The following is a 22,445-nucleotide window of genomic DNA, read 5'->3' on the forward strand; positions in this document are numbered from 1 at the left end:
CTGGATTCGCATCGGCCGAGAACACCGTCTCGGTCTGAGCTCGACAACAGGAGTGACCACGTGACGACGCCAACTATTCTCGAGACCTCCACCGGAACCCCCAACGATGTCCGGCCGATGACCGGCGCGGAGTACATCGAGTCCTTGAAGGATGGACGCGAAGTGTATTTCCGCGGAGAACGTGTCCCGGATGTCACGACTCATCCGGCTTTCCGGAATTCGGTTCGCTCGATCGCTCGGATGTACGACGCGCTTCATACCCCCGAAGCCCAGGGGGTGCTGGCGGTGCCGACCGATACGGGTAACGGTGGATTCACGCACCCGTTCTTCAAGACCGCCCACAGTTCCGACGATCTTCTTCTGTCCCGCGACGCGATCGTCGCGTGGCAACGTGAGGTGTACGGGTGGATGGGCCGGTCGCCCGACTACAAGGCCTCTTTCCTCGGGACCCTCGGTGCCAACGCGGACTTCTACGGTGAGTACAGGCAGAACGCACTCGACTGGTACAAGAAGGCGCAGGAGCGGGTGCTCTATCTCAATCACGCGATCGTCAATCCGCCCATCGACCGTGATAAGCCTGCCGACGAGACCGCGGACATCTGCGTACATGTGGTGGAGGAAACCGACGCCGGCGTGATCGTTTCCGGCGCCAAAGTGGTGGCGACCGGGTCTGCGATCACCAATGCCAATTTCATCGCCCATTATGGACTTCCGCTGCGCAACAAGAAGTTCGGGTTGATCTTCACTGTTCCGATGGACTCGCCGGGCTTGAAGCTGTTCTGTCGGACGTCCTACGAGATGAACGCTGCAGTGATGGGCAGCCCGTTCGATAATCCCTTGTCGAGCCGCTTCGACGAGAACGACGCGATCATGGTGTTCGATCGTGTGCTGGTTCCATGGGAGAACGTGTTTGCCTATGACGCGGACACCACGAACGGATTTGTGACGAAGTCCGGGTTCATGGCTCGGTTCATGTTCCATGGTTGTGCACGCTTGGCGGTCAAGCTCGACTTCATCGCCGGCTGTGTTCTGAAGGCGGTGGAGACGACAGGTACCAACAATTTTCGTGGTGTCCAGATGCAGATCGGCGAGATCCTCAACTGGCGCGATATGTTCTGGGGCTTGTCGGATGCGATGGCCAAGTCTCCCGATGAGTGGGTGAACGGGGCTGTGCAGCCGAACCTGAACTACGGTCTGGCCTATCGCACGTTCATGGGGGTGGGCTATCCGCGGATCAAGGAGATCATCCAGCAGACGCTCGGTAGCAGCTTGATCTACCTGAATTCGCATTCGAGCGACTGGGGTAACCCCGACATCCGGCCCTACCTCGACCAGTACGTGCGCGGGTCCAACGGCATCACCGCGATCGATCGTGTGCAGCTGCTCAAGCTGCTGTGGGATGCCGTGGGCACCGAGTTCGGAGGTCGGCACGAGCTGTACGAGCGCAACTACGGTGGCGACCACGAGGCCGTCCGCTTCCAGACATTGTTCGCCTACCAGGCCCAGGGACTGGATACCGAGCTCAAGGGCTTCGCCGAGAAGTGCATGTCCGAGTACAACGTCGACGGGTGGACACGTCCGGACTTGATCAGCAATGATGATCTGAAGATCGTGCGTGGTTGAACGGGACGCGACGATGACGAGCACGACCATGACCGACAACACCCCGAACGGCGGGATCGAGGTCACCCCCCTACAGATGCGGAAGGCCCTCGGCCGGTTCGCCAGCGGCGTCACCATCGTCACCACCGCCGAAAGCGAGGACGACGCGTCGGTGCACGGTATGACGGCCAACGCATTCACCTCCGTTTCGCTCGACCCCCCGCTTGTTCTGATATCCATCGCGAACCGAGCCAAGACGAACGAGCGGATCAACAAGACCGGCAAGTACGGTGTTTCGATCCTGGCGACAGATCAGGAGCCGTTGTCACTGCACTTCGCAGGAGCTGCCCATCAACCCGATCTGGTGCGATTCGTCTGGCGCCGGGAGGTTCCTCTCCTCGAAGGCGCGCTGGTGCACCTGGCCTGTTCGGTGGACGCCTCGTATCCCGCCGGTGACCACATGTTGCACGTGGGCCGAGTGGAGCAACTGTGGTATGACGACGGACATCCGCTCGTCTTCTACACCGGTAGCTTCCGGTCGCTCGAGTTGCTGCGCGACGACCCGTGGGGGTTCTGAGTAAACCCCTCGGACAGGGGGTGGGATTGCCGAAGGTCGATCCCACCCCCTTGCGGTGTCGGGTAGATCAGATGGACGATCCGCTGTCCGCGCGAGCGGCGATTTCGTCGGCGCGTACCCCCGCTGCTGAGTGGCCGCCGATGAACCAGTTCGCCGGGTCCACCTCGATGATCCGACCACGGACGGCCGAACGCGGCACCCCGAGTACATCGACGATCAGGTCGGTGAACCGGGCCGCGAGCTCCTCGCGCTGTGCGCGACGACGACCCGCCAGCACGATGGCTGTAAAGTACGGTGCAGCCGTGCTGCTCTCGGAGGCAACCGCGCCGGCGACCGCGACATCATCGGTGGTGTAGCGGACGATGAAGGTCCGAACTCGCTCGAGCGGGGAGTCGAGAACCTCCGAATAGCAGTGGCTCGCCTCGACAAGCAGACGGTGCCGCTGCTCGACGGTGAACCGTCCGTCGAGCAGATGGAAATGTGCAACAGGCATGAGCGGGCCTTTCGGGAGTGGTGCTCTACTGGACGCCGTGGCGTGTGCCGGCGTCGACGTTGAGGACGCTGCCGTGCAGCACGCTCGCCTCGGGGGCGAGCAGCATCTCGAGGATCCAGCCGAGCTCGTCCAGCGTCGGTAACCGGCCGAGCGTGGTCTTGGCGCGGTAGCGCTCCCAAATGGTGTCGAGATCGCGGCCGGTCTCGGCTGCTTCGGTTTCGACGAATTTGCGGAGCCGTGGCGTGTCGACCGGGCCGGGCGCGATGGTGTGTGTGGTGATGCCCTTCGGTCCGTACAGGGCGCTGAGCTGGCGCATCAGATTGAACACTGCGGCGTTGACGGTGCCCGGCGCGGCGTCGAGCGGGCCGGGTTCGAAACCGAGCGATCCGGCGACGGCGACGAATCGCGATCCGGGGACCAGCTGGCCGCGGACTGCGTGCAGCAGCCGTACCAGCCCGCCGACCTTGATGTTCGCCCCTACAGCAAGCTCGCCGGGGCTGATGGTGTCGGCGGAACCACGTACCGGCAGACCCGCGGCGAACACGGCCATCCGGATCGGCGCGTCGACATAGGCGGAGATCGCCTCGATCGCACTGTCGTCGCTGATGTCGGCGACACAGGGGATGATCAGGCTGTTTTCGGCTGCAAGGGTTTTGAGGTCTTCGGCGTTGCGCGCGACCGCGATCACGCGTAGGCCTCGACGGACCAGGCGTCGGGTGAACTCGGTGCCCATCGCACCGGTGGCGCCGACGACGACACACAACTTGGGGCAGGTCACGGGTGGTTACTCCTCGGGGAGAAGCGGGGACGGCCGGTGCAGCACCTACTGCACCGGCCGCCCACGTGGATGAGTCGAAGGACCGGATCAGCCGCGCAGCCGAAGGGTCACGGCGCGCGGTTCGGTGAAGAAGTCGCGGGAGTACTGACCGCCTTCACGTCCCAGGCCGCTGGCGCCTTCGCCTCCGAAGGGGAGACGCAGGTCGCGTTCGAAGAAGCAGTTGATCCATACGGTGCCGGCCTTCCAGCGCGCGGCCATCCGGTGGGCGCGGTCGAGGTTCTGGGTGAACAGCATCCCGGCCAGGCCATAGCGTGAGTCGTTGGCGATGCGCAGTGCCTCGTCTTCTGTGTCGAAACCCAGGACGGTTTCGACGGGCCCGAAGATCTCCTCTTGCGCGGTCCGGGAGTCATTGGTCAGCCCAGTGATGACGGTGGGGGGATAGTAGAAGCCCTTGGCGTGGGCGTCGCCGGTCAGACGGGCGCCGCCGGTGACGACTTTCCCGCCTTCCTGCTGCGCGAGTTCGACATAGCCGTGGACTTTGTCGAGATGGCGTTGTTCGATGAGCGGGCCGATGAAGTTCGACGGATCCTTCGGATCGCCGACGCTGAGCTTGTTCGCCTCGTCGACGAACCGCTCGAGGAACTCGTCCATGATGCTGTTCTGCACGAGCAGTCGGGATCCGGCCAGGCACACCTGTCCGTTGCCGCCGAAGATCGCACGGATCGACATCGGTACGGCCACGTCGAGGTCGGCGTCGGCGAAGATGATGTTTGCGGACTTGCCGCCCATCTCGGCCGAGACCGGCGTGTGGTTGGGTGCTGCTGCCTGAAGGATCTTGACTCCTGTGGCACTCGACCCGGTGAAGGTGATCCGGTCGACTCGCGGATCGGAGGTCAGCGGGCCGGCGACGGCTTCGCCACCGAAACCGTGTACTACGTTGAGTACTCCGTCGGGCAGTCCGGCTTCGAGTGCGAGTTCGGCGAAGCGGTGTGCAGTCAGTGGGGTTTGGGGTGCCGGTTTGAGGATTGCGGTGTTGCCGAACGCCAGGGCGGGCGCGATCTTCCAGGTGGCCAGCATCAGGGGTGCGTTCCAGGGGCTGATCGCCGAGACCACGCCGGCAGGCGGGTAGAGCACGTAGGACAGCAGATCCCCGTCGGGGTAGGCCTCGTTGGCGGCCATCGACGCGTAGTCGGCGAAGAACCGCAGGTTGTGCGCCACGCGCGGGATCTCGGCGTGCAGGGACTGGTTGATGCCCTTACCGCCGTCGCGGGTTTCGAGCTGGGCGAGTTCTTCGCGGTGCTCGTCGACCTTGTCGGCGACCGCGTGCAGGATCTTTGCGCGTTCCTTCGGCGACATCTGTGGCCAGGGCCCGCTGTCGAAGGCGTTCCGGGCGGCGGTGATCGCTGCTTGTCCGTCTTCGGCGGTGCCCTTGGGCACGACACCGAGCAGCGACCCGTCGTGCGGATCGACCGATTCGAAAGTTGCTCCGTCCGATGCGTGCTTCCATTCGCCGCCGATGAGATGACGGACCTGTGTGATCGACGGCGCGTTGTGGGTGTGGGTCATGACAGTCTCCTGTGTCAGACTCCGGCGCGGGCCGGGAGTTCGTAGGTGCGGCCGGCGAGCTCGGAAGCGACGTCGATGATCATGTCCTCCTGGCCGCCGATGACACCGCGTCGGCCGAGTTCGATCAGGATGTCGCGGGTGGAGACACCGAATTTCTTCGCGGCACGCTTGGTGGGATGGAAGAACGTCGAGTAGACACCGGCGTAGCCGAGGATCAGTGCGGTCTCGTCGACGATCTGGGGTTCTTTCATCAGCGGCGCGACGACGTGCTCGGCGGTGTCGATGAGCGGGAACAGGTCGACGCCGGTGTCCCAGCCGGCTCGTTCGAACGCGGCGGCCAATACCTCGGTCTGGGCGTTGCCGGCGCTGGCGCCGAGCCCGCGCAGAGATCCGTCGATGAACGTCGCCCCATTCTCGGCGGCAGTGAGCGCGTTGGCGATACCGACCCCGAGGTTGTTGTGGGCGTGGAAGCCGATGTCGGCGGAGATCGCCTGCCGCAGCGCGGCGACGCGCTCGCCGGCGTGCTGCGGCACCATGGCGCCGGCAGAGTCGACGACGTAGACGACGTCGGCGCCGTAGGAATCGAGCTTGGCGGCTTGCTCGGCGAGCGGCTCGGGGTCGAGTTTGTGGCTCATCATCAGGAACGTCATGACGTTGAGGCCGTGTTCTTTCGCCCATTCGATGGGTTGCTGGCCGCAGTCGGCTTCGGTGCAGTGCACCGCTACCCGGACGGTTTTGATGCCCGCTTCGATCGCTCTTTGCAGTTCGGCGAGGGTAGCGATGCCCGGCACGTAGAGCGCGGCGATGTCGGCGTTGTCGACGGCGTCGACCGCGGCGCGCACGTACTCGGGGTCGGTGGCGGCGGCGAAGCCGTACTGGATGGACGAGGCGCCGAGGCCGATGCCGTGGGCGACCTCGATGGTCGGGATGCCGGCCTGATCGAGTCCGCGGGCGATATCGGCGACGTTCTGCGTGGTGAACTGATGCGAGACCGACGACATGCCGTCGCGCAGTGTGGTGTCGACGAGGGTGACCTTGCGGGGCGTGTCGGTGGTGGCGGTGGTGGTCACTGGATTGCTTCCTTGACGAGGGTGCGCTGGGCCATGACGTCGGCGACCTGCACGGCGGCGGCGGTGATGATGTCGAGATTTCCGGCGTAGGTGGGCAAGAAGTCGCCGGCGCCGACGACCTCGAGCATGACGGTGACCTGGTCGCCGTCGACGTCGACCAGGCGCAGGGTGTAGCCGGGGACGTACTGCTGGACCTTGGCGACCATGTCGATCACTGCGCGCTCGATCGCGGCCGGGTCGGGGTTGCGGACTTTGGCGTAGACCGTGTCGCGCATGTTCATCGGTGGTTCGGCTGGGTTGATCACCGAGATGGCCTTGGCGCGATCGGCTCCGGCGACCTGGGCAAGTGCCTTGCCGGTTTTCTCGCTGAATTCGCTGAGGTTCTGCCGGGTGCCGGGTCCGGCGCTGTGCGAGGCGATGGCAGCGACGATCTCGCCGTAGGACGCGTCGGCGACCTCGTTGATGGCATACAGGATCGGGATGGTGGCCTGGCCGGCGCAACTGACCATGTTCACGTTCGGCGCGTCCAGGTGCGTGCTGAGGTTCACGGCCGGCACCACGTACGGGCCCACTGAGGCAGGTGTCAGATCGATCGCGCGGATCCCGGCTTCGGCGTAGCGCGGGGCAGCGGCGGCGTGGACTTTCGCTGACGTCGCTTCGAAGACCACGTCGGGAAGGTCGGGCCGGTTGAGCAGCCAGTCGATTCCCTTTGCGGAGGCCTCGAGGCCTTCCTGTCGGGCTCGTTCGAGCCCCTCGCTGGTCGGATCGATACCGATCATGTACATGGGATCGACGTGCTCGGATCGCAGCAACTTGTACATCAGGTCTGTTCCGATGTTGCCGGATCCGACGATCGCAGCTTTCAATCGACTCATCTGTGCGGCCTTCCCTGAACTCTCGGGTGATGGGCTCGACGCTAGGAAGGGGTTGCTGGTCGGAAGGCGGAAATCCTGTGGTCCTGAACATGTGCGCGGTCGGGAACGTCCCTGTTCGGTTATCCCGGATGTCGGCGACTGCCTGGTTTACATCGCCGCAAGCTCGTGGTCACCACCACAGCCCGGTGCAGCTCGCCCGGACAGCTCAGATCAGGAGTAGCCATGACCGAACTCACTGCTCGATTCGATATCGCGCATCTCGCCCGCGCCGAACTGTTCACTCCCAAGCCGCAGGAGACGCTCGACTTCTTCACCAAGTTCCTCGGCATGTATGTCACTCATCGGGAGGGTCAGTCCGTATACCTTCGAGGCTACGAGGATCCGTACCAGTGGAGCTTGAAGATCACCGAGGCACCCGAGGCAGGAATGGGTCACGCCGCGCTGCGCGCGAGCTCTCCGGAAGCACTCGAACGTCGGGTGGCATCGCTCGAGCAGGGCAACGTCGACGGTAAGTGGAGCGAGGACCAGTTCGGTTACGGCAAGACCTTCGAGTTCCAGTCCCCGGATGGACACAACCTGCAGTTGTTGTGGGAGGTCGAGAAGTACGTCGCCCCGACGGCACTGCAGAGCAAGATCCTTTCGCGTCCTTCCAAGAAGCCGCTGTCGGGTATTCCGGTCAAGCGCATCGATCACCTCAACCTGATGGCGTCGAATGTCACCGCGCTCAAGGAATCGTTCGAGCAGCACCTCGGGTTCCGGACCACTGAACGTGTCGTCGACGGCAACGTCGAAATCGGGGCGTGGATGAGCTCGAACCTGCTCGGTCACGAAGTTGCCTGTATGCGCGACATGACCGGTGGGAACGGCAAGCTTCATCACGTGGCGTTCTACTACGGCACCGGACAGCACCTGGCCGACGCGGTCGAGATGTTCCGTGACTATGACATCCGGATCGAGGCTGGTCCGGATAAGCACGGCATCACCCAGGGGCAGTTCCTGTACGTGTTCGAGCCCGGTGGAAACCGTATCGAGCTGTTCGGTGAAGCCGGCTATCTGCATCTCGATCCTGACGCTGAGACCAAGACCTGGCAGATGTCCGACATCGATACCGGTCTCGCTGTTGGCGGTGCGCAGCTGCCGTGGGAAACGTACTTTACGTACGGCACTCCCAATCCGCTCGCGCTGGACCAGCACATCGAAAAGTTCGCCCACTTCGGTCCCGGCGCGCCGATCGAGGATCCGGATGTGGCTGCTGCCGAGCAGGCCATCCCGGACGACATCGACCACTCGCGGGCGGTTTCCGGTTCGCCCGCCTGATCGGGATCGTGCACCCGCTCAACCGCAATCGTGTGATTGTTGTTGAGAGCCTGAGGTCTCCGATGTGGACAGCGAGTTGAACAACTCTCCACATCGGAGACCTTTGTGTGTACAGGAGCGCTTCCCATACAGAATTGCCGTTGGTGTAGTCGAATCGACGGACTGAGGGGCGATGTCCATCGGCGGGTGGTCTCGAATGAGGTCCGTGGCGGTCGAGTTCTTCCTCTGCTGTGAAGGAAATCGGTGTCGGTTCGGGATGACGGCATTGAGCGTCAACTCCACCCTGGGAAGGGCTGCTGGCGCTGATGGCGAAGTTCGCAGGGATACCGTCGCAGCCCAGCTGGGTCCGTTGAGCAGTGCTACCAGATGTCTTGTCTCCCTATCCTGTCAGGAGATGTCATGGAGTATCCCATTCGTTATCGAATATCAGATTCGGCGACCGAATCGGTGACCGCACGCGATCTCGAGGTAGTGCTGCAAGCGCTGACCGGTCGCCCTATGGAGGCCGTTGATATCGAGGCTGTCGAGTCTGCTCTCGACCTCGAGAGGATGTCTCGTGTGGATATCCCGCATCAGTTGTGAAGACATACTGTCGAATTCGATGGTGCATTGCTCTGGTGCACAGTAGAACTGGCCTGTACGAGATGCTTGTGCTCGCCTAGAGCTGTGGCGGGCAGGGGTAGGAATGCGAAAAAGGCCGGCAGTCGCGATACCAAGGATTGTGACGAAGGCCGAGGTGATGGCGGCCCCTGGTTCGGAGGGGCGATTGCCTGTGAACACGGTGGTCAAGACTGATGGACCGATGCCGTTGGTGAACTGCAGCAGAGCGCAGAGCGAGCTGCCGGGCGAGCCAGCCTCCTCGGATTACTCGGGCTGAAGGCAATATTTCCCGCCACTTGCCATGCTCGATAAATCGGGACTCGGAACATCCGAGGACGCGAGCTGGATACGGTGACGCCTAACCGCGCAGGACCGTGCATCCGCCGACGTCACTGAAGTCGCGCAATTGGGGTTCTTGCATGCTCGGCGGTTCACGGGGGCGGGGTTACAGAACGGCCTTCGGGTCCAGCTTTGCGGAAGATCTGCGGGTTACGTCCCCGGGCGAATGAACTGGCAACGAACAAAGTCTGGGGCAGCGAGTACATACGCGCTGCCCCAGACTCTTGTCGTGGTGGATCCTGAAGGTCAGAGCACTGCCGGCGCTGTGCTGGTTGCGGGCGTGATGGCGAACTCCTCGCGGAAGATCAATCGAGGAGCCATACGCCTGCGCTTGAGTGCCTTGACCGCCGCATCGACCATCGCGGGTGGGCCGCACAGGAATGCGCTCATCCCCTTGCACGAGGGAAAGTCGCTGACCACGACATCGGTGACCAGCCCGGTCGCCCCTTCCCACTGCTCCTCGCTGAGAACGGGTCGGTAGTGGAAATGCGGGTGCCGGTGTTCGAGATCGCGGAAGAATTCGACATCGTAGAGGTCTTCCCGCCGGCGGCCGCCGTGGTAGAGGAACAGTTCTGGGACGAGGTCCTCGACGAGGGCGTGTTGGACGATCGATTTCAGTGGAGCCAACCCCGTCCCACCGCCGATCAAGATCGCCGGTTCATCCTGTTTCGCGACGAGATTGAACTGCCCGAGGGGGCCGCGCAGCGAGACTCGTTCCCCGAGCGTCATTGAGCGGAAGATCCACCCATCGGTCGACAACCCGCCCGCGGTGAGCTTGATGTGAAATTCCAGCCGCCGAGTCTCGGTCGGAGGATTAGCCATCGAGTACTGCCGCGCCCCTGCGTGCTCAGGAACGATGAGTTCGGCGTACTGACCGGCATTGAACTGCATCGGAGTGTCCAACTCGATCACCAGTCTGCGCGTGTTGGCAGCGATGTCGTCCAACACGACGACGGTGCCTTCATAGTCGCGTAGAGGATGACGAGGCACGCCGTCATCGCTGACGTTGCCGAGCGGCTCGACGGTCAAGTCCGAGCGGGGAGTGGCCATACACCCCAGAGCCAGTCCTTCGGCCCTTTCCTCGACGGTCAGGGTGTACTCCGGAGTCTGACGGTGGTCGACCTCACCGCACAGCACCTTGAGTTTGCATGTCCCGCAGGTTCCCTGAGTGCACGAGTGGGGCAGCCACTCGTTGGCCCGCAGGGCAGCATCGAGAATGGATTGGGTTTCTTCAACGGCAATGTCCGTGTTCTTTCCCTCTATACGGACCAAATATTGATCAGACATTTCCGGTAGCGCTCCAATTCAATATCGATAACCTCGGGTGTTCCCGATGCTCGCCGTATCTGTGCAGATGATTCAGGAGGGGTGAGGTCGAGGTCGCCTACACTTCCCATTCGACAAACAGCTGCTTGGGGCCGCGGAAACCCCATCCCCAAAAGTCCACCTCGTGGGTTTCGTCTCGTTCGATGTTCGGAATTGCCTCGAGCAATTCTTCGAGTCCGATTCGGACGACTGCATTGGCGAAATAGGTTCCGGCGCATGCGTGTTTTCCGCCGCCGAAGGTCATGTTCGGCACCAGGGCACGATCGAGGTCGTATTCGGTGGGGGCGTTGTACGCGTTTTCGTCCTGATTGGCCGAACCGTACGACAGCATCACGATCGAACCCTCAGGAAGCGTGACCCCGCCCACGGTAACTTCTCTCGCGGCGCGCTTGACCGCGGCGGACCAGATCGGGGCAACCCAGCGCATGCCCTCGGATGCGGCGCGGGGGATCAGAGTCGGATCGTCGATGACACGTTCGAGCTGGTCCGGTCGGCTGAACAGTCCGGCCAAGGTCGTGGCCATGGCATGACCGGGCTCCTGCATTGCTCCGAGCAGGAAGACATACAGGTTGGGGTAGATGACGTCGCGACTGCGGGTCTGGCCCTCCGGCATCCCGTCGTGCAGCCAGTGCGAGATGGCTGAATGGTCCGGTTCGACGATCCATTTGTCGATCTTCGGGTCGACATGCGCGATGATTTCCGCTTTGGCGCGGTCGCCGGGGGCGAACCCTTCGGGGTTGGCGAACTCACCGTTTTCGTCGACTGCCGCATTGGTGAACGACACGCTCAGATTGTGGAACCACTCGCGCAGTTTTTCGGTGCTGACATCCCCGAGACCGAGCAGGTCGCCCAGTGCGCGGACACTCACCGGCTCGCAGTAGGCGGCGACGATATCCGCGTGCCCGTCGTTCTCGAACTCGGCAATGCGCTGTCGCGCAAACGGTCGGACGAGATCGTCGATGTACTTGTCGACGGCTGAGGGCTGCAGGTGTGGTTCGACCATGTCCCTCAGGTTGCGGTGCTCGTCTCCGTTGGTATTCAGCAATGCCTGAGGGCCGAAGGTGCGGCCGCCGGCAGCGGAGATCACCGCAGGCCAGGTTGTGTCGTCTTTGGAGATCTCAGCACACAGTTCTTTCGTCGAGACGATGTGCATGCCGAGGGCGGGAACGTAGGCAATGGGTGCCTCTTTGCGGAGGCGCTCGTAGAACGGGTATGGATCGGCCTCGAGCTCCTCGATGGTGATTTCGTCGATGAAGCTGCGGGTGGAAGTCATCATGCTCCTTCTGATTTCGGGTGCTTTGAGCCGGGAGGCGGGCTGAGGCGGCTGTGAGCTGCTTCGGTTGACCAGGCGGAGGTGATCGTCGGGTCAGCGAAGCGCTGGTAAATGTCTGTGTGAGCTGGCCGCGACAAACGTCAGTCGGGTGTGCCGATTATCGGGATGTCTGATGGGGCCTGATCGCTAGCGTGTGCTGCGCTCGAGAGCGTCGAGAGAGCTGGTACGAAGTGCTGCACGGTCGAGTCGTGTGTCAGGGGCCTCGTTCATCCTCGGACGCCACTGGCGCGGATCTTCGTAGCAGCGCAGACAAGCTGCTCGGACCTCACTATGGGTCCCCGTCCACGCCTAGAAACCGCGTAAAGACGATCTCAGTTCCCCGGGGTTGGAGGCTCAGTGGTTTCGCGTGCGCCAGAGATTGGATATCGAACCGGTCGCGGCGGTCACTCATGCGTCGTTCTCCTTCGTCACCTGCGGCGGAGTGAGAGGTGGTGTGGCGGCCGGCGGGTGGCGGCGCGCACACGAATAGCGTCGGGCATGAGCCCGCAGGATCCGGCTTCCCAACTTCACCGAACCGCGTCGGTTTGTGTCTGATGTCACGAGGATGGTCGGAATCGTCGGCTGTGCGTCGCACTGTTCGGGATAGCCGAACGGAAAGGGTGAATCGTCGGGACATTTTCGGCTGCACCGGAAATGAGACGTGTCAGGGATGATTCGGGGAGCATCCCTGAGCTTCGTTGTTGGGTCCGGTCGAAAAGTGAGCAGCTGGCCCCGAGGTGGTCGCACTCCATCGTGTGCGACACGCACCTGCACATCTGGAGGCTGTGCCGTCGACTCGATATGTCAATAGGGCGCGGGGCGGCGCCCACTGTCTGCCAAACCCCGACGATTCCTCGAGCTGTGTGCCCGCCGATAGGGCGTACGCACCGTCGCTCGACAGGTTGGAGCCCGACCTGCCGCCGGGGAGTTGGGCCGACGGCTAAATCCTCGAGTGGGACGGCAGATCGATCACGACCGTCGCCCCACTCGACCGCCTCGTCGTCCGCGAGATCAGTTCCCTCTGTCTGCCCGAAGACTAGCGGATCCAGATCGCGGACCTCCGTCGGGACGGCATCAGCGTGGTCGGAACTGTCCGACTTCCGAGCGCCGTCAACAGGATTTAGCCTCAATGCACCGATCGGCTGATGCGGTCGTCGTGACTTCCTTTGCCCACCTTCGGACAGAGTCTGGACACAGCTGACCGGACACCGAGGACCGGAGTGGGCGCGGGGCGGGCTCGATCGCCCGGGGCGGGACACGCCCGGATATGACCTGAACCACAGTGTGGCTAGGGTGACGGTCATGACGGAGAACACGACACGACGATGGGGCCTGACCGTCCCGCTCGACGGCATCCCCCTGCCCGACCAGCGACGCATCATCGAAGAGCTCCCCGACCTCGGGTACACGGACGTGTGGTCGTCCGAGGCCGGCGCTGCCGATGCGTTCACCCCGCTGACCCTCGCGAGCGTGTGGGCTCCCGGCCTGCGCCTGGGTACCGCGATCGTCCCCGTCTACACTCGCGGCCCCGCGACGCTGGCCATGTCGGCCGCGAGCCTCGCCGCCGCCGCACCCGGCCGCTTCGTGCTCGGGGTGGGCACCTCCTCCGACGTCATCGTGGAGAAGTGGAACGGCATCCCCTTCGAGGAACCGTTCAAGCGTGCCCGTGACACCCTGCGGTTCCTGCGTGCGGCGCTGGCGGGGGAGAAGGTCTCCGAGAAGTACGACACCTTCGCCGTCGACGGCTTCCGGGCCGGCGTCGTACCCGACCCGGCGCCGCCGGTGCTGCTGGCGGCACTGCGCCCGGGCATGCTGCGTCTGGCCGGACGTGAGGCCGACGGCGCCATCATCAACTGGCTGTCCGCCGACGACGTCCGCACCGTGGCGCCCTACGTCCACGAGGGCGGCGAGAACAAGGAGATCGTCGCGCGGATCTTCGTGCTCCCCGGCTTCGACACCGAGACCGCCCGCGCCATCGGCCGCCGCATGATCGCCGCCTACATGAACGTCCCCGTCTATCGGGCCTTCCACGAATTCCTCGGCCGTTCGGACGATTTCGCCGGCATGTGGAAGGCGTGGGCGGAAGGCGACCGCAAGTCCGCCCTCGAAGCGATCCCGGACCACGTCGTGGACGCCCTCGTGATCCACGGCGAACCCGAGGCCTGCCGCGAGCATGTGGAGCGCTACGTCGAGGCAGGTGTGACCACACCGGCCATCGCCCTGGTGCCCTCGGGCGATCCCGCACCGATGATCCGGGCGCTCGCCCCGCGCTGACGACCGGACGTCACGATTCGATGTCGGTGGTTAACGGCACCCGAGGGCGACGCGACAACTCCTGCAGATGCGCTGTGCAGGAGGCGAGATGGCCGAGCCGACGTCGAGTACGGACCCGAACACGATCGCTCGTGTGACCGTGGTTGCCGACGACGGAGTGCCGTTGGCCACCACGGTGACCGGATCGCGGGATGCGGGTCTGACCCTCGTGTGCCTGCACGGCCACTGCCAGGACGCCGCGAGCTGGGATGCCGTCTGCGAATCGGTGGACCTGCCGGGTCTGCGCATCGTCCGCTACGACCAGCGAGGACACGGTCGTTCCGGGACCGGCGACGTCACGGCGTGCATGGTCTCCGGGATGGCCGACGACCTCGACGCGGTGCTCCGGACCCTCGCGCCGGACGGACCGGTGGTGCTGGCGGGATATTCGATGGGCGGCATGGTCGCACTGTCCTACGTCCGTCGTCACCCTGACGCCGTCGGCGACCGCATCGTGGGTGTCGGCCTGTTCGCCACCGCAGCATCGGGACTCGCGGACGGCGGTATCGGACGCTATTTGCGGCATCCGGCCGCCTCCATCGTGCACCGGGCGGTGTCGCGTGCACCGCGCGTCATGGAGTTGTCGAAACGCGCCGGGGGCCGGGTGTGCACGGTTGCCGCACGCAGGCGCACGGAGGAATCGTGGCTGCGGGTGGTCGGATCGGCGCTGTCGAACGAGACCTCCGTCGTCACCTGGTCGCGACTGCTGGCCGACTTCGCGGTGCTCGACGAGTCCGCCGCCCTCGATGTGCTCGCCAGAGTGCCGGTGGTCGTCGCGGCGGGCACGGAGGACGTCTTCGTGCCCTTGTCGTTGTCGGAGATGATGACGGCGCGGCTGCCGCACGCGAACCTCGTGCGGTTCGTCGGTGCCGGTCACCGCGTGCTCGCCGACCGTCCCCAGGAGGTCGCCGGTGCGCTGTCGGATCTGCTCGGGCACGTGCGCGCCCTGGACCCCGTCGGCCTGGACCCTGTCGGCCTGGACCCCGTCGGCCTCGCTCAGCGCGAGCCGACGAGGGTCGCTTCCTGATCGGCGAGCAACTTCCGGGGGACGAGCGCGAGCACGAGCAGTGCCACGGCGACCGCGAAGCATGCGACGAACCCGACGTGGGGTGCGGCGAGCGAGATGACGAAGGGCACCGCGAAACCCAGATAGATCAGGCAGTAGAAGACGGCGACGGTCTGCGCCAGCTCGTCCGGCGGAGCGATGTGCTCGACGGTGACGAGACCGGAGACGAGTAGCATGCCGTAACCCCCGCCGAGAAGGACGGCGGTGACGAGGACGGCAAGCACCGATACCGGGCCGTCGACGAGCACTGCGACGCCGGCGGTCACGAAGCCCAGCACACCGAGACCCACCCCCGTCCAGACGCCACGGTCCTCACCGTGCCGGGTGATGCGCCGGGCCACGGGCTGGATCAACGCACCGGTGAGCAGGGTCAGGGCGGCGACCACGCCGGTGAACGCGACGGCCACGCTGTCCACGCGGTCCGAGACGATCGGCGGCATCGTGGCGAACGAGACGGTCGCGCATCCGAAGACCCACGGGGCCCACGGCACGACACCCCAGCGGAAGCGCGGGGACGACAGCGTCGACAGGCGCCACGAGCCCTGCACGGTGCGGGGCCGGTGGGCGTCGGGGACGGTCCACACCAGTACCAGCGCGACCACCATCAGAGCGATGTGCACGAGATAGGGCAGACGGTCGGGGGCGGGCAGCCACTGCGCGATGAGACCGGCGAACAGGGCGCCGCTGCCGAATCCCGCAGACAGTGAGACGGCGGCTCGGCGCGCTCCCACACCTGGACCTTCGCTCAGTTCCTTCATCCACGCGGTGCCGGCTCCGAACGCCATCCCGGATGCCAATCCGGCGAGGACCCGGCCGAGATACAGCAACGCCGGGATATCGGCGCCGAGAAGCAGGACGATCGACGACACGATGCTCACCGGGATCATCGCCCGGATCACCGGACGACGCCCTATCCGGTCGGCCACGCGCCCGAAGTAGAGCAGGGCGGGGATCAACCCGACGATGTAGGAGCCGAGCATGGCGGTGAACGAGTCGCTGCCGAGTCCCAGGTGGTCGCGGTAGACGAGCTGCATCGGAGCGAACTGATTGGCGCCCCAGCTCACCGCGAATACGGCGAACGCGAGACGAGCCCAGGACGGAATCATTCCCCGATCCTCTCAGGCCCGTTCCGGCGGGAAAGTATCAACTCTTCACACCGCGGCGACCGGCTTCCTGTGGAGTGTGGACGTAGGAGGGGCCCGGAGCCGGCCATAGCGTTCTCGTCGAACGCAGACCAAGGAGGGCCAGTGGCGGTAGACGGTCGATCCCCGACGCTCGACACCGAGCGCACCGGCACGTGGACCGGCGCCGACGCGCGGTCGATCGCCGCCGTGGTCCGCAACCGCCAGGTCACCGCCCGTCGGGTCGTCGAGGACCATCTCGCCCTGATCGCCGAGCAGAACACGCGCCTCAACGCGATCGTCACCGTCGCGGCGGAGAGTGCCCTCGCCGAGGCCGACGCCCTCGACCGACGCCTCGACCGCGGCGAGGTGGCCGGTCCGCTCGCCGGGGTGCCGTTCACCGTCAAGGACCTCATCGCCACCGCAGGCGTGCGCACGACGGCCGCCTCGAGGGCGCTGGCCGACAACGTCCCCGTCGTCGATGCACCTGCCGTCGCCGCGATGAAGGCGGCCGGCGCGATCCTCGTCGGCAAGACCAACACGCCCGAATTCGGGACCTCCGGGCTCACCGACAACGAGATGTTCGGACCGGCCGTGAACCCGCTCGGCAGCCCCGAGTCGCCGCGCTCACCCGGCGGATCCAGCGGGGGCGAAGCCGCGTCGATCGCGTCGGGCATGAGCGTCCTCGGATTGGGCACCGATTTCGGCGGGTCCGTGCGCTGGCCCGCGCACTGCACCGGCCTGTGCTCGATCCGCCCCACCGTCGGCCGGGTGTCCGCGGACGGCCAGTACCCGGGGGTGCTCGTCGGCGATCATGTACGTGCCAATCCGACGACGGTGCACGGCGCGCTGCAGACCGTCGGGCCCATGACACGGAACCTCGACGACCTCGTCCTCGCCCTGCGCATGATCTCCGAACCGCACGTCGCGTGGACCGACCCGGCGACCGTCGACGTCGACACGCTGACGATCACCTGGGCGCCCGGGGAGGGCACCGTGCCCGTCGACGACGAGATCGAGGACGTCGTCCGCGAGAGCGCGCGGCGCCTCGGTGCCCGTGAATACCGCGGGTCGGCCCTGGTAGAGGGGAACGAGTTGTTCGGGCGGCTGAGGGCCACCCAGACCCACGCCGACATCGACGCGCTGGCGAGGACCGACCGCTTCGGTGCTGTCATCCGCGACCTGCTGTCCACGGCCGGTCGCGCCGAACATCGGGAGGTGGAGGGCCTCTGGGCGTGGCGCACCGCGCTGATCCATCGCCTGCTCGACGAGATGGGCGACGTGCTGGTGCTGCCGGTCGCGTCCATCGGGGCGCCTCCGCTCAGCGACGATCGTTTCGCTGTCGGCGACCGGCTGCTCACCTGGCAGGAGGCACTGGCGAGCTGCCGCACGATCAGCGTCACCGGCCTCCCGTCCGTCGTCGTCCCTGTCGGGCGGACGAGTGACGGCATGCCCATCGGCGTGCAGGTCGTCGCGCGCCCCTTCCACGACCACGTCGCGCTGGCCGTCGCCGCGCGTCTGTGACACACCGGTAAGGAGACCGCTGTGCGGGACATTCTCGACGAGCTGTCGCGATGGTTCGACGACGGTGAGACGTTCGCGCTCGCAACCGTCGTGCGCACCTGGAAGTCGTCGCCGCGCGAACCCGGCGCCGCGATGGCCGTCTCGCGGTCGGGCGAGGTGGTGGGCAGTGTCTCGGGAGGGTGCATCGAAGGCGCGCTGTACGACATCGCGGGTGACGTGCTCGCCGACGGGCGTGCACGGACCGAGGTCTTCCGCGTCACTGACGACGACGCCTTCGGAGTGGGTCTGACCTGCGGCGGCACCATCGAGGTGTTCGTGCAGCGGGTCGATGCCGCGACCTATCCCGAGTTCCCCGAGGTGGCACGGCGGATCGGGGCTGGAGAGCCGGTCGCCGTCGTTACCGATCGGGAGTCCGCCGACCATCGTGTGGTCACCCTCGACGGGGGCGACGGCACCGACGTCGGGGACGAGGTGCGCCTGCGCCTGTCCTACGGCGCTTCGGAGGTCTATGTCGACGAGGGGCGTGCACAGATCGTGGAGATCTTCGCGCCGCGACCGCGGATGTACGTCTTCGGTGCCATCGACTTCGCGTCCGCCCTGTGCACGCTGGGGAAGTTTGCCGGTTACCGCGTGACGGTGATCGACGCCCGGCCCGTCTTCGCGACGCCCGCCCGATTCCCCGACGCCGACGAGGTCGTGGTGGCGTGGCCGCACGTCTTCCTCGAGTCGGCGCCGATCGACCCCACCACGGTCGTCGCGGTGCTCACCCACGACGAGAAGTTCGACATCCCACTGCTCGAACGCGCCCTCCGCTGCGAGGCCGGATACATCGGGGCGATGGGCAGCCGCTCCACGCACGAGCGCCGGGTCGCCCTGTTGCGCGAGGCCGGTCTGTCCGCCGACGAGCTGGGACGGCTGCACTCGCCGATCGGACTCGACCTCGGGGCGCGCACCCCGGAGGAAACGGCCGTGTCGATCTTCGCCGAGGTCCTCGTGAGCACGCGCGGTGCCACCGGACGCAGCCTCGCGACACTGCGCGGACCCATCCACCGGGTCCCGGCGGGACGTGCTGCCCGACCTGCGGCTTGTCCGCCTGCGATTGACGGTGTTGCCACAGCCCTCTAATGTCACGTGTCTCCCACGCAGGGGTGAACGACTGGCAGGTGGACGGGTATTGCTGTGACGGTGCGCAAGGCTGAGAAACCGGGGCCCAGCGCAGCCGAACCGGATCGCAGCGCAGCCGATCCGGAGGACAGCGCAGCGGTCGCATTCGAACCCTGCCCGCTCACGGACGTCGTCTCCTCGGGCTTCCTCGTCGCACCGACGGTGCTCGCCGGTGACGTCTCCACGGCGCGAGCCGTCACCGGGGTCGCGGTGATGATGCTCCCCGAGATCGGTCCCTGGTTGCGTCCGGGACTGCTGCTCGTCACCTCCACCACCGTGCTCGCGCGACTCGCCGTGCCGATCGCCGACTTCCTGGCGCGGCTGGACCGGAGCGAGGTCTCGGCTCTGGTGGTCCGACTCGACACCGGACACCCGCTGCCGCAGGGTCTCACGGACGACGTTCCCCTCCCTGTGCTGACGACGCCGGAGGAGGTCGTCGCGGATCACCGTCTCGCGCGGGATCTCCGCGACATGGCCGTCGCTCAGGTGGAAGCGGTCTTCGAGGCGGATCACCTCCGTCGCGGGCTGCTCGAGATCGTCATGGCGGGTGGTGGGCACAGGGCGCTCGCCGAAGGCATCTCGCGCCGGCTCGGCGGGGCGGTTCTGATCACCACGCCCGACGGACGCCAGACCTACAGGGCCGGAAAAGAGTCCGATTTCGCCTGGCTGTCCTCGACGGCGGCTGTCGACGCGACTGGCCGGGTGCGGACCGATTCGATCGAGGGCGGGCTCGGTCTGCACCGATTCGGCAACGAGTACGTGGCGATCGCCGCGATCTCCGCCAATGGCATAGACCACGGCCGGCTCGTGTTCTTCTGTCCCGCACGCGATCTCTCCGCGCCGGATCTGTATCTCGTGGAGCAGGCGGCGACGGTGTGTGCGCTCGTCGTCAGTCGTGAACTCGCAGTGTCGGCGGTCGAGGAGAAGCACCGGGCCAACTTCGTCCGGGACCTGTTGCGCGGCCGCGCCGGTGAACCCGAACAGGTGATCGTGCACGCCCAGATGTTCGGCTGGAATCTCGACCGCCCGGTGGTGGTGGTCGCCGTCGAACCCGATCGCGTGGACGACGATTCCTCGGCGGCACCGGCGCGACTGCCCGTCGTGGAACGGCAGGCCCGCGCGTTCGCGGGTGCGCTCGCCGGCCGCGATTCCGGAGCGTCCGTCACGGCCCTGGCGACCGAGACCGTCGTGCTCATGGGTGAGGGCAGCGACACGATGACCCTCGTGCACGAACTCGTCGCCCAGGTGCGCGGAGCCGGTGGGGGAGGACGTCGCCCGTTCGGTGTGGGGGTCTCGCGTGCGTCGTCGTCCACCGACGACCTGCCGGTGCTCTACGCCCAGGCGCGCACGGCACTCGAAGTGGGGCGCAAGATCTCCGGGCCGTGGGCGGTGACCCATTTCGACGATCTGGGTGTGTACCGGTTGCTGAGCCTCGTCGAGGACACCGAGGAACTCGAGTCGTTCGCGCGCGAGACGCTCAAGGAACTGACCGACGGCACGGCCGAGGCGCAGGACATGTGCCGTACCCTCGAGGTGCTCCTCGCCACCAACATCAACATCGCAGAAGCTGCGCGCCAGTTACATTTTCATTACAACACTCTGCGCTATCGTGTGGCGAAACTCGAAAAGATCCTCGGTCCCTTCACCGAGCAGCCCGAACTGCGGCTGGACCTTTCGCTCGCCCTCAAGATCATCGCGATGCGCGGGATCGATTCCTGACGATCAACCACCGATCTTGCCAATTTCGGAAGGTCGCTCCTGGCAGATTCCTCCCACGCCGGGCCGGAGCTGCTCCGTTAGCGTTTGCGGCTACCGAAGTACACGTGTGATCGGCAACACAGGCGTAACGATCCACGTGAACGCTATCGGCACCCACACTCTGCTGAAAGGTCCGATATGCCCATCTGGACAGTGCACGGAGACGGCAAGAACATAGAACCGGGACAGGTCGTGGCGCCGATGGAGCGCCTGAGTTGGGGCCGCACCATCGGCCTGGGCGGCCAGCACGTGGTGTCGATGTTCGGCGCCACCTTCGTCTTCCCCATCATCATGGGACTCAACCCGCAACTCGCAGTCATGCTTTCGGGCTTCTGCACCCTGTTCTTCCTCGCTGTCGTCAAGGGCCGGATCCCCAGCTATCTCGGTACCTCCGCGGCCTTCGTCGGCGGCATCGCCGCGATCTACGCCCAGGGCGGCTCGCCGTCGGAGGTCACCGGCGCGATCATGGTCTCCGGGCTCGTGCTCGCCGCGATCGGTGTGGTGATCCACTTCCTCGGCGGCTCGCTGGTCTTCAAGATCCTGCCGCCGGTCGTCACCGGCGCGGTGGTCATGCTCATCGGCTTCAACCTGGCACCGGTGGTGGCCGGTACCTACTGGCCGCAGGATCAGTGGGTCGCGCTGACGGTGATGATCGCGCTGATCGTGGGCAGTGTCGTGCTGCGCGGCTTCCTCGGCCGCGTCGCCATCTTCCTGGCATTGCTGTTCGGCTACGCACTGTCGTGGATCCTCGACCGGATCAGCGGACCGATCACCTCCTACGACGCCAGTGCCGACGCCGTCACCGAACACTTCCGCGTGAACTGGGACGGCGTCGCGTCCGCGCCGTGGTTCGGTCTGCCGCCGTTCACGGACGAAGCCGCCGGTGTCGTCGGCATCCATGCCCCGTCGTTCAGCCTCACCTTCATCGTGCTCGTGCTGCCCGGCGTCATCGCCCTGATCGCGGAGAACGCCGGACACGTCAAAGCGGTCGCCGAGATCACCAAGACCGATCTCGACCCCATGATGGGACGCGCGCTGGCCGGTGACGGTCTCGCCACGGCCCTCGCCACCGGTGTCGGCGGTTCCCCGACGACGACCTACGCGGAGAACATCGGCGTCATGGCCGCGACCCGCGTGTACTCGACGGCCGCCTACGCCGCGGCCGGTGTCATCGCGATGCTCCTCGGCTTCTCCCCGAAGTTCGGCGCGGTCATCTCCGCGACCCCCGGCGGCGTGCTCGGCGGCATCACCGTGGTCCTCTACGGCATCATCGGCCTGCTCGGCGCCAAGATCTGGAAGGAGAACGGCGTCGACTTCGGCGACCCGCGCAACCTCATGCCCGTCGCGGCCGGCCTGATCATCGCCATCGGCGACACCAGCCTCGAGTTCACCGACACGTTCTCGCTGAGCGGCATCGCGCTGGGCACCATCGTCGTTATCGGCCTCTACCACCTGTGCCGGGTCATCGCCCCCAAGGACATCGCCCCCGAGGATCCCGATACCCCCTCCGATCAGGGAGAACCGGTCCGGACGGAGCCCGATCCCGACGGGGAGAGCGGCGCCGGGAGGCTGAAGGAGTTCGCGTGACCTCTATTACATCTGACATTGTCGACCGGTGAGCTTTGTCACTTCTCCACGAAACGC

Annotated in this window: 18 protein-coding genes; 10 read left to right on the top strand and 8 right to left on the bottom strand. The window is 65.6% G+C overall.

The window, feature by feature from the left end:
• The first annotated feature begins 117 nt into the window (after positions 1-117).
• Positions 118-1,623 carry a 4-hydroxyphenylacetate 3-hydroxylase family protein gene (locus tag NVV99_RS08980; RefSeq protein ID WP_006551048.1) on the top strand — a complete coding sequence of 502 codons (1,506 nt, stop codon included), beginning with the start codon at positions 118-120 and terminating at the stop codon, positions 1,621-1,623.
• Positions 1,624-1,651: 28 nt separating this feature from the next.
• Complete coding sequence (gene nphA / locus NVV99_RS08985; protein ID WP_024102194.1) at positions 1,652-2,179, top strand: NADH-dependent flavin reductase; 528 nt, start codon at positions 1,652-1,654, stop codon at positions 2,177-2,179.
• A gap of 67 nt (positions 2,180-2,246) precedes the next feature.
• On the opposite strand, the gene NVV99_RS08990 is transcribed toward nphA, so the two are convergent.
• The 5 genes from NVV99_RS08990 to NVV99_RS09010 all read right to left on the bottom strand — a co-directional run bounded on the left by NVV99_RS08990 (position 2,247) and on the right by NVV99_RS09010 (position 6,961).
• Entirely contained in the window at positions 2,247-2,672 is a 426-nt protein-coding gene (locus NVV99_RS08990) for a tautomerase family protein (RefSeq protein ID WP_024102193.1), read from the bottom strand.
• A 25-nt stretch (positions 2,673-2,697) separates the two neighbouring features.
• Positions 2,698-3,450, bottom strand: coding sequence for an SDR family NAD(P)-dependent oxidoreductase (locus NVV99_RS08995; protein ID WP_024102192.1), 753 nt, complete (start codon positions 3,448-3,450; stop codon positions 2,698-2,700).
• Between the two features lie 87 nt (positions 3,451-3,537).
• Positions 3,538-5,016: an aldehyde dehydrogenase gene (locus tag NVV99_RS09000; RefSeq protein WP_024102191.1), complete on the bottom strand. Its 1,479-nt coding sequence runs from the start codon at positions 5,014-5,016 to the stop codon at positions 3,538-3,540.
• A gap of 14 nt (positions 5,017-5,030) precedes the next feature.
• Complete coding sequence (dmpG, locus tag NVV99_RS09005) at positions 5,031-6,086, bottom strand: 4-hydroxy-2-oxovalerate aldolase (protein WP_024102190.1); 1,056 nt, start codon at positions 6,084-6,086, stop codon at positions 5,031-5,033.
• Positions 6,083-6,961, bottom strand: coding sequence for an acetaldehyde dehydrogenase (acetylating) (locus tag NVV99_RS09010; RefSeq protein WP_006551041.1), 879 nt, complete (start codon positions 6,959-6,961; stop codon positions 6,083-6,085). Before NVV99_RS09010 ends, dmpG begins: the two co-directional genes overlap by 4 nt.
• A gap of 222 nt (positions 6,962-7,183) precedes the next feature.
• On the opposite strand from NVV99_RS09010, the gene NVV99_RS09015 reads away from it, so the two are divergent.
• Positions 7,184-8,278, top strand: coding sequence for a VOC family protein (locus NVV99_RS09015; RefSeq protein ID WP_024102189.1), 1,095 nt, complete (start codon positions 7,184-7,186; stop codon positions 8,276-8,278).
• A gap of 399 nt (positions 8,279-8,677) precedes the next feature.
• Positions 8,678-8,860 (top strand): hypothetical protein, encoded by a 183-nt coding sequence (locus NVV99_RS09020; protein WP_144376958.1) that lies wholly within the window; start codon positions 8,678-8,680, stop codon positions 8,858-8,860.
• A 603-nt stretch (positions 8,861-9,463) separates the two neighbouring features.
• Here the strand turns inward: NVV99_RS09020 and NVV99_RS09025 are convergent.
• Together NVV99_RS09025 and NVV99_RS09030 are read right to left on the bottom strand one after the other, a co-directional pair.
• Positions 9,464-10,504, bottom strand: coding sequence for an NADH:ubiquinone reductase (Na(+)-transporting) subunit F (locus NVV99_RS09025; RefSeq protein WP_024102187.1), 1,041 nt, complete (start codon positions 10,502-10,504; stop codon positions 9,464-9,466).
• A 97-nt stretch (positions 10,505-10,601) separates the two neighbouring features.
• Positions 10,602-11,816, bottom strand: a complete 1,215-nt coding sequence (locus tag NVV99_RS09030) for a cytochrome P450 (protein ID WP_024102186.1) — start codon at positions 11,814-11,816, stop codon at positions 10,602-10,604.
• Between the two features lie 1,341 nt (positions 11,817-13,157).
• Between NVV99_RS09030 and NVV99_RS09035 the strand changes: the two genes are divergently transcribed.
• Both NVV99_RS09035 and NVV99_RS09040 read left to right on the top strand, forming a co-directional pair.
• On the top strand, positions 13,158-14,129 hold the full coding sequence (locus NVV99_RS09035) for an LLM class F420-dependent oxidoreductase (protein ID WP_024102185.1): 972 nt from the start codon (positions 13,158-13,160) through the stop codon (positions 14,127-14,129).
• Between the two features lie 88 nt (positions 14,130-14,217).
• Positions 14,218-15,195, top strand: coding sequence for an alpha/beta fold hydrolase (locus NVV99_RS09040; protein ID WP_024102184.1), 978 nt, complete (start codon positions 14,218-14,220; stop codon positions 15,193-15,195).
• On the opposite strand, the gene NVV99_RS09045 is transcribed toward NVV99_RS09040, so the two are convergent.
• Positions 15,165-16,340, bottom strand: coding sequence for an MFS transporter (locus tag NVV99_RS09045; protein ID WP_024102183.1), 1,176 nt, complete (start codon positions 16,338-16,340; stop codon positions 15,165-15,167). The genes NVV99_RS09040 and NVV99_RS09045 overlap by 31 nt on opposite strands.
• Before the next feature lie 141 nt (positions 16,341-16,481).
• Here NVV99_RS09045 and NVV99_RS09050 point away from each other — a divergent pair, with 141 nt between their 5' ends.
• The 4 genes from NVV99_RS09050 to NVV99_RS09065 all read left to right on the top strand — a co-directional run bounded on the left by NVV99_RS09050 (position 16,482) and on the right by NVV99_RS09065 (position 22,388).
• Positions 16,482-17,879, top strand: coding sequence for an amidase (locus tag NVV99_RS09050; protein WP_024102182.1), 1,398 nt, complete (start codon positions 16,482-16,484; stop codon positions 17,877-17,879).
• Between the two features lie 21 nt (positions 17,880-17,900).
• The gene (locus NVV99_RS09055) at positions 17,901-19,004 is read left to right on the top strand and encodes an XdhC family protein (RefSeq protein ID WP_024102181.1); all 1,104 of its coding nucleotides are present in this window, start codon (positions 17,901-17,903) and stop codon (positions 19,002-19,004) included.
• A gap of 54 nt (positions 19,005-19,058) precedes the next feature.
• Positions 19,059-20,762 (top strand): PucR family transcriptional regulator, encoded by a 1,704-nt coding sequence (locus NVV99_RS09060; protein WP_024102180.1) that lies wholly within the window; start codon positions 19,059-19,061, stop codon positions 20,760-20,762.
• A 177-nt stretch (positions 20,763-20,939) separates the two neighbouring features.
• On the top strand, positions 20,940-22,388 hold the full coding sequence (locus NVV99_RS09065) for a uracil-xanthine permease family protein (RefSeq protein WP_024102179.1): 1,449 nt from the start codon (positions 20,940-20,942) through the stop codon (positions 22,386-22,388).
• Positions 22,389-22,445 lie beyond the last annotated feature (57 nt).

The organism is Rhodococcus sp. PAE-6, assembly GCF_025290685.1.
Lineage (GTDB): Bacteria > Actinomycetota > Actinomycetes > Mycobacteriales > Mycobacteriaceae > Rhodococcus > Rhodococcus pyridinivorans.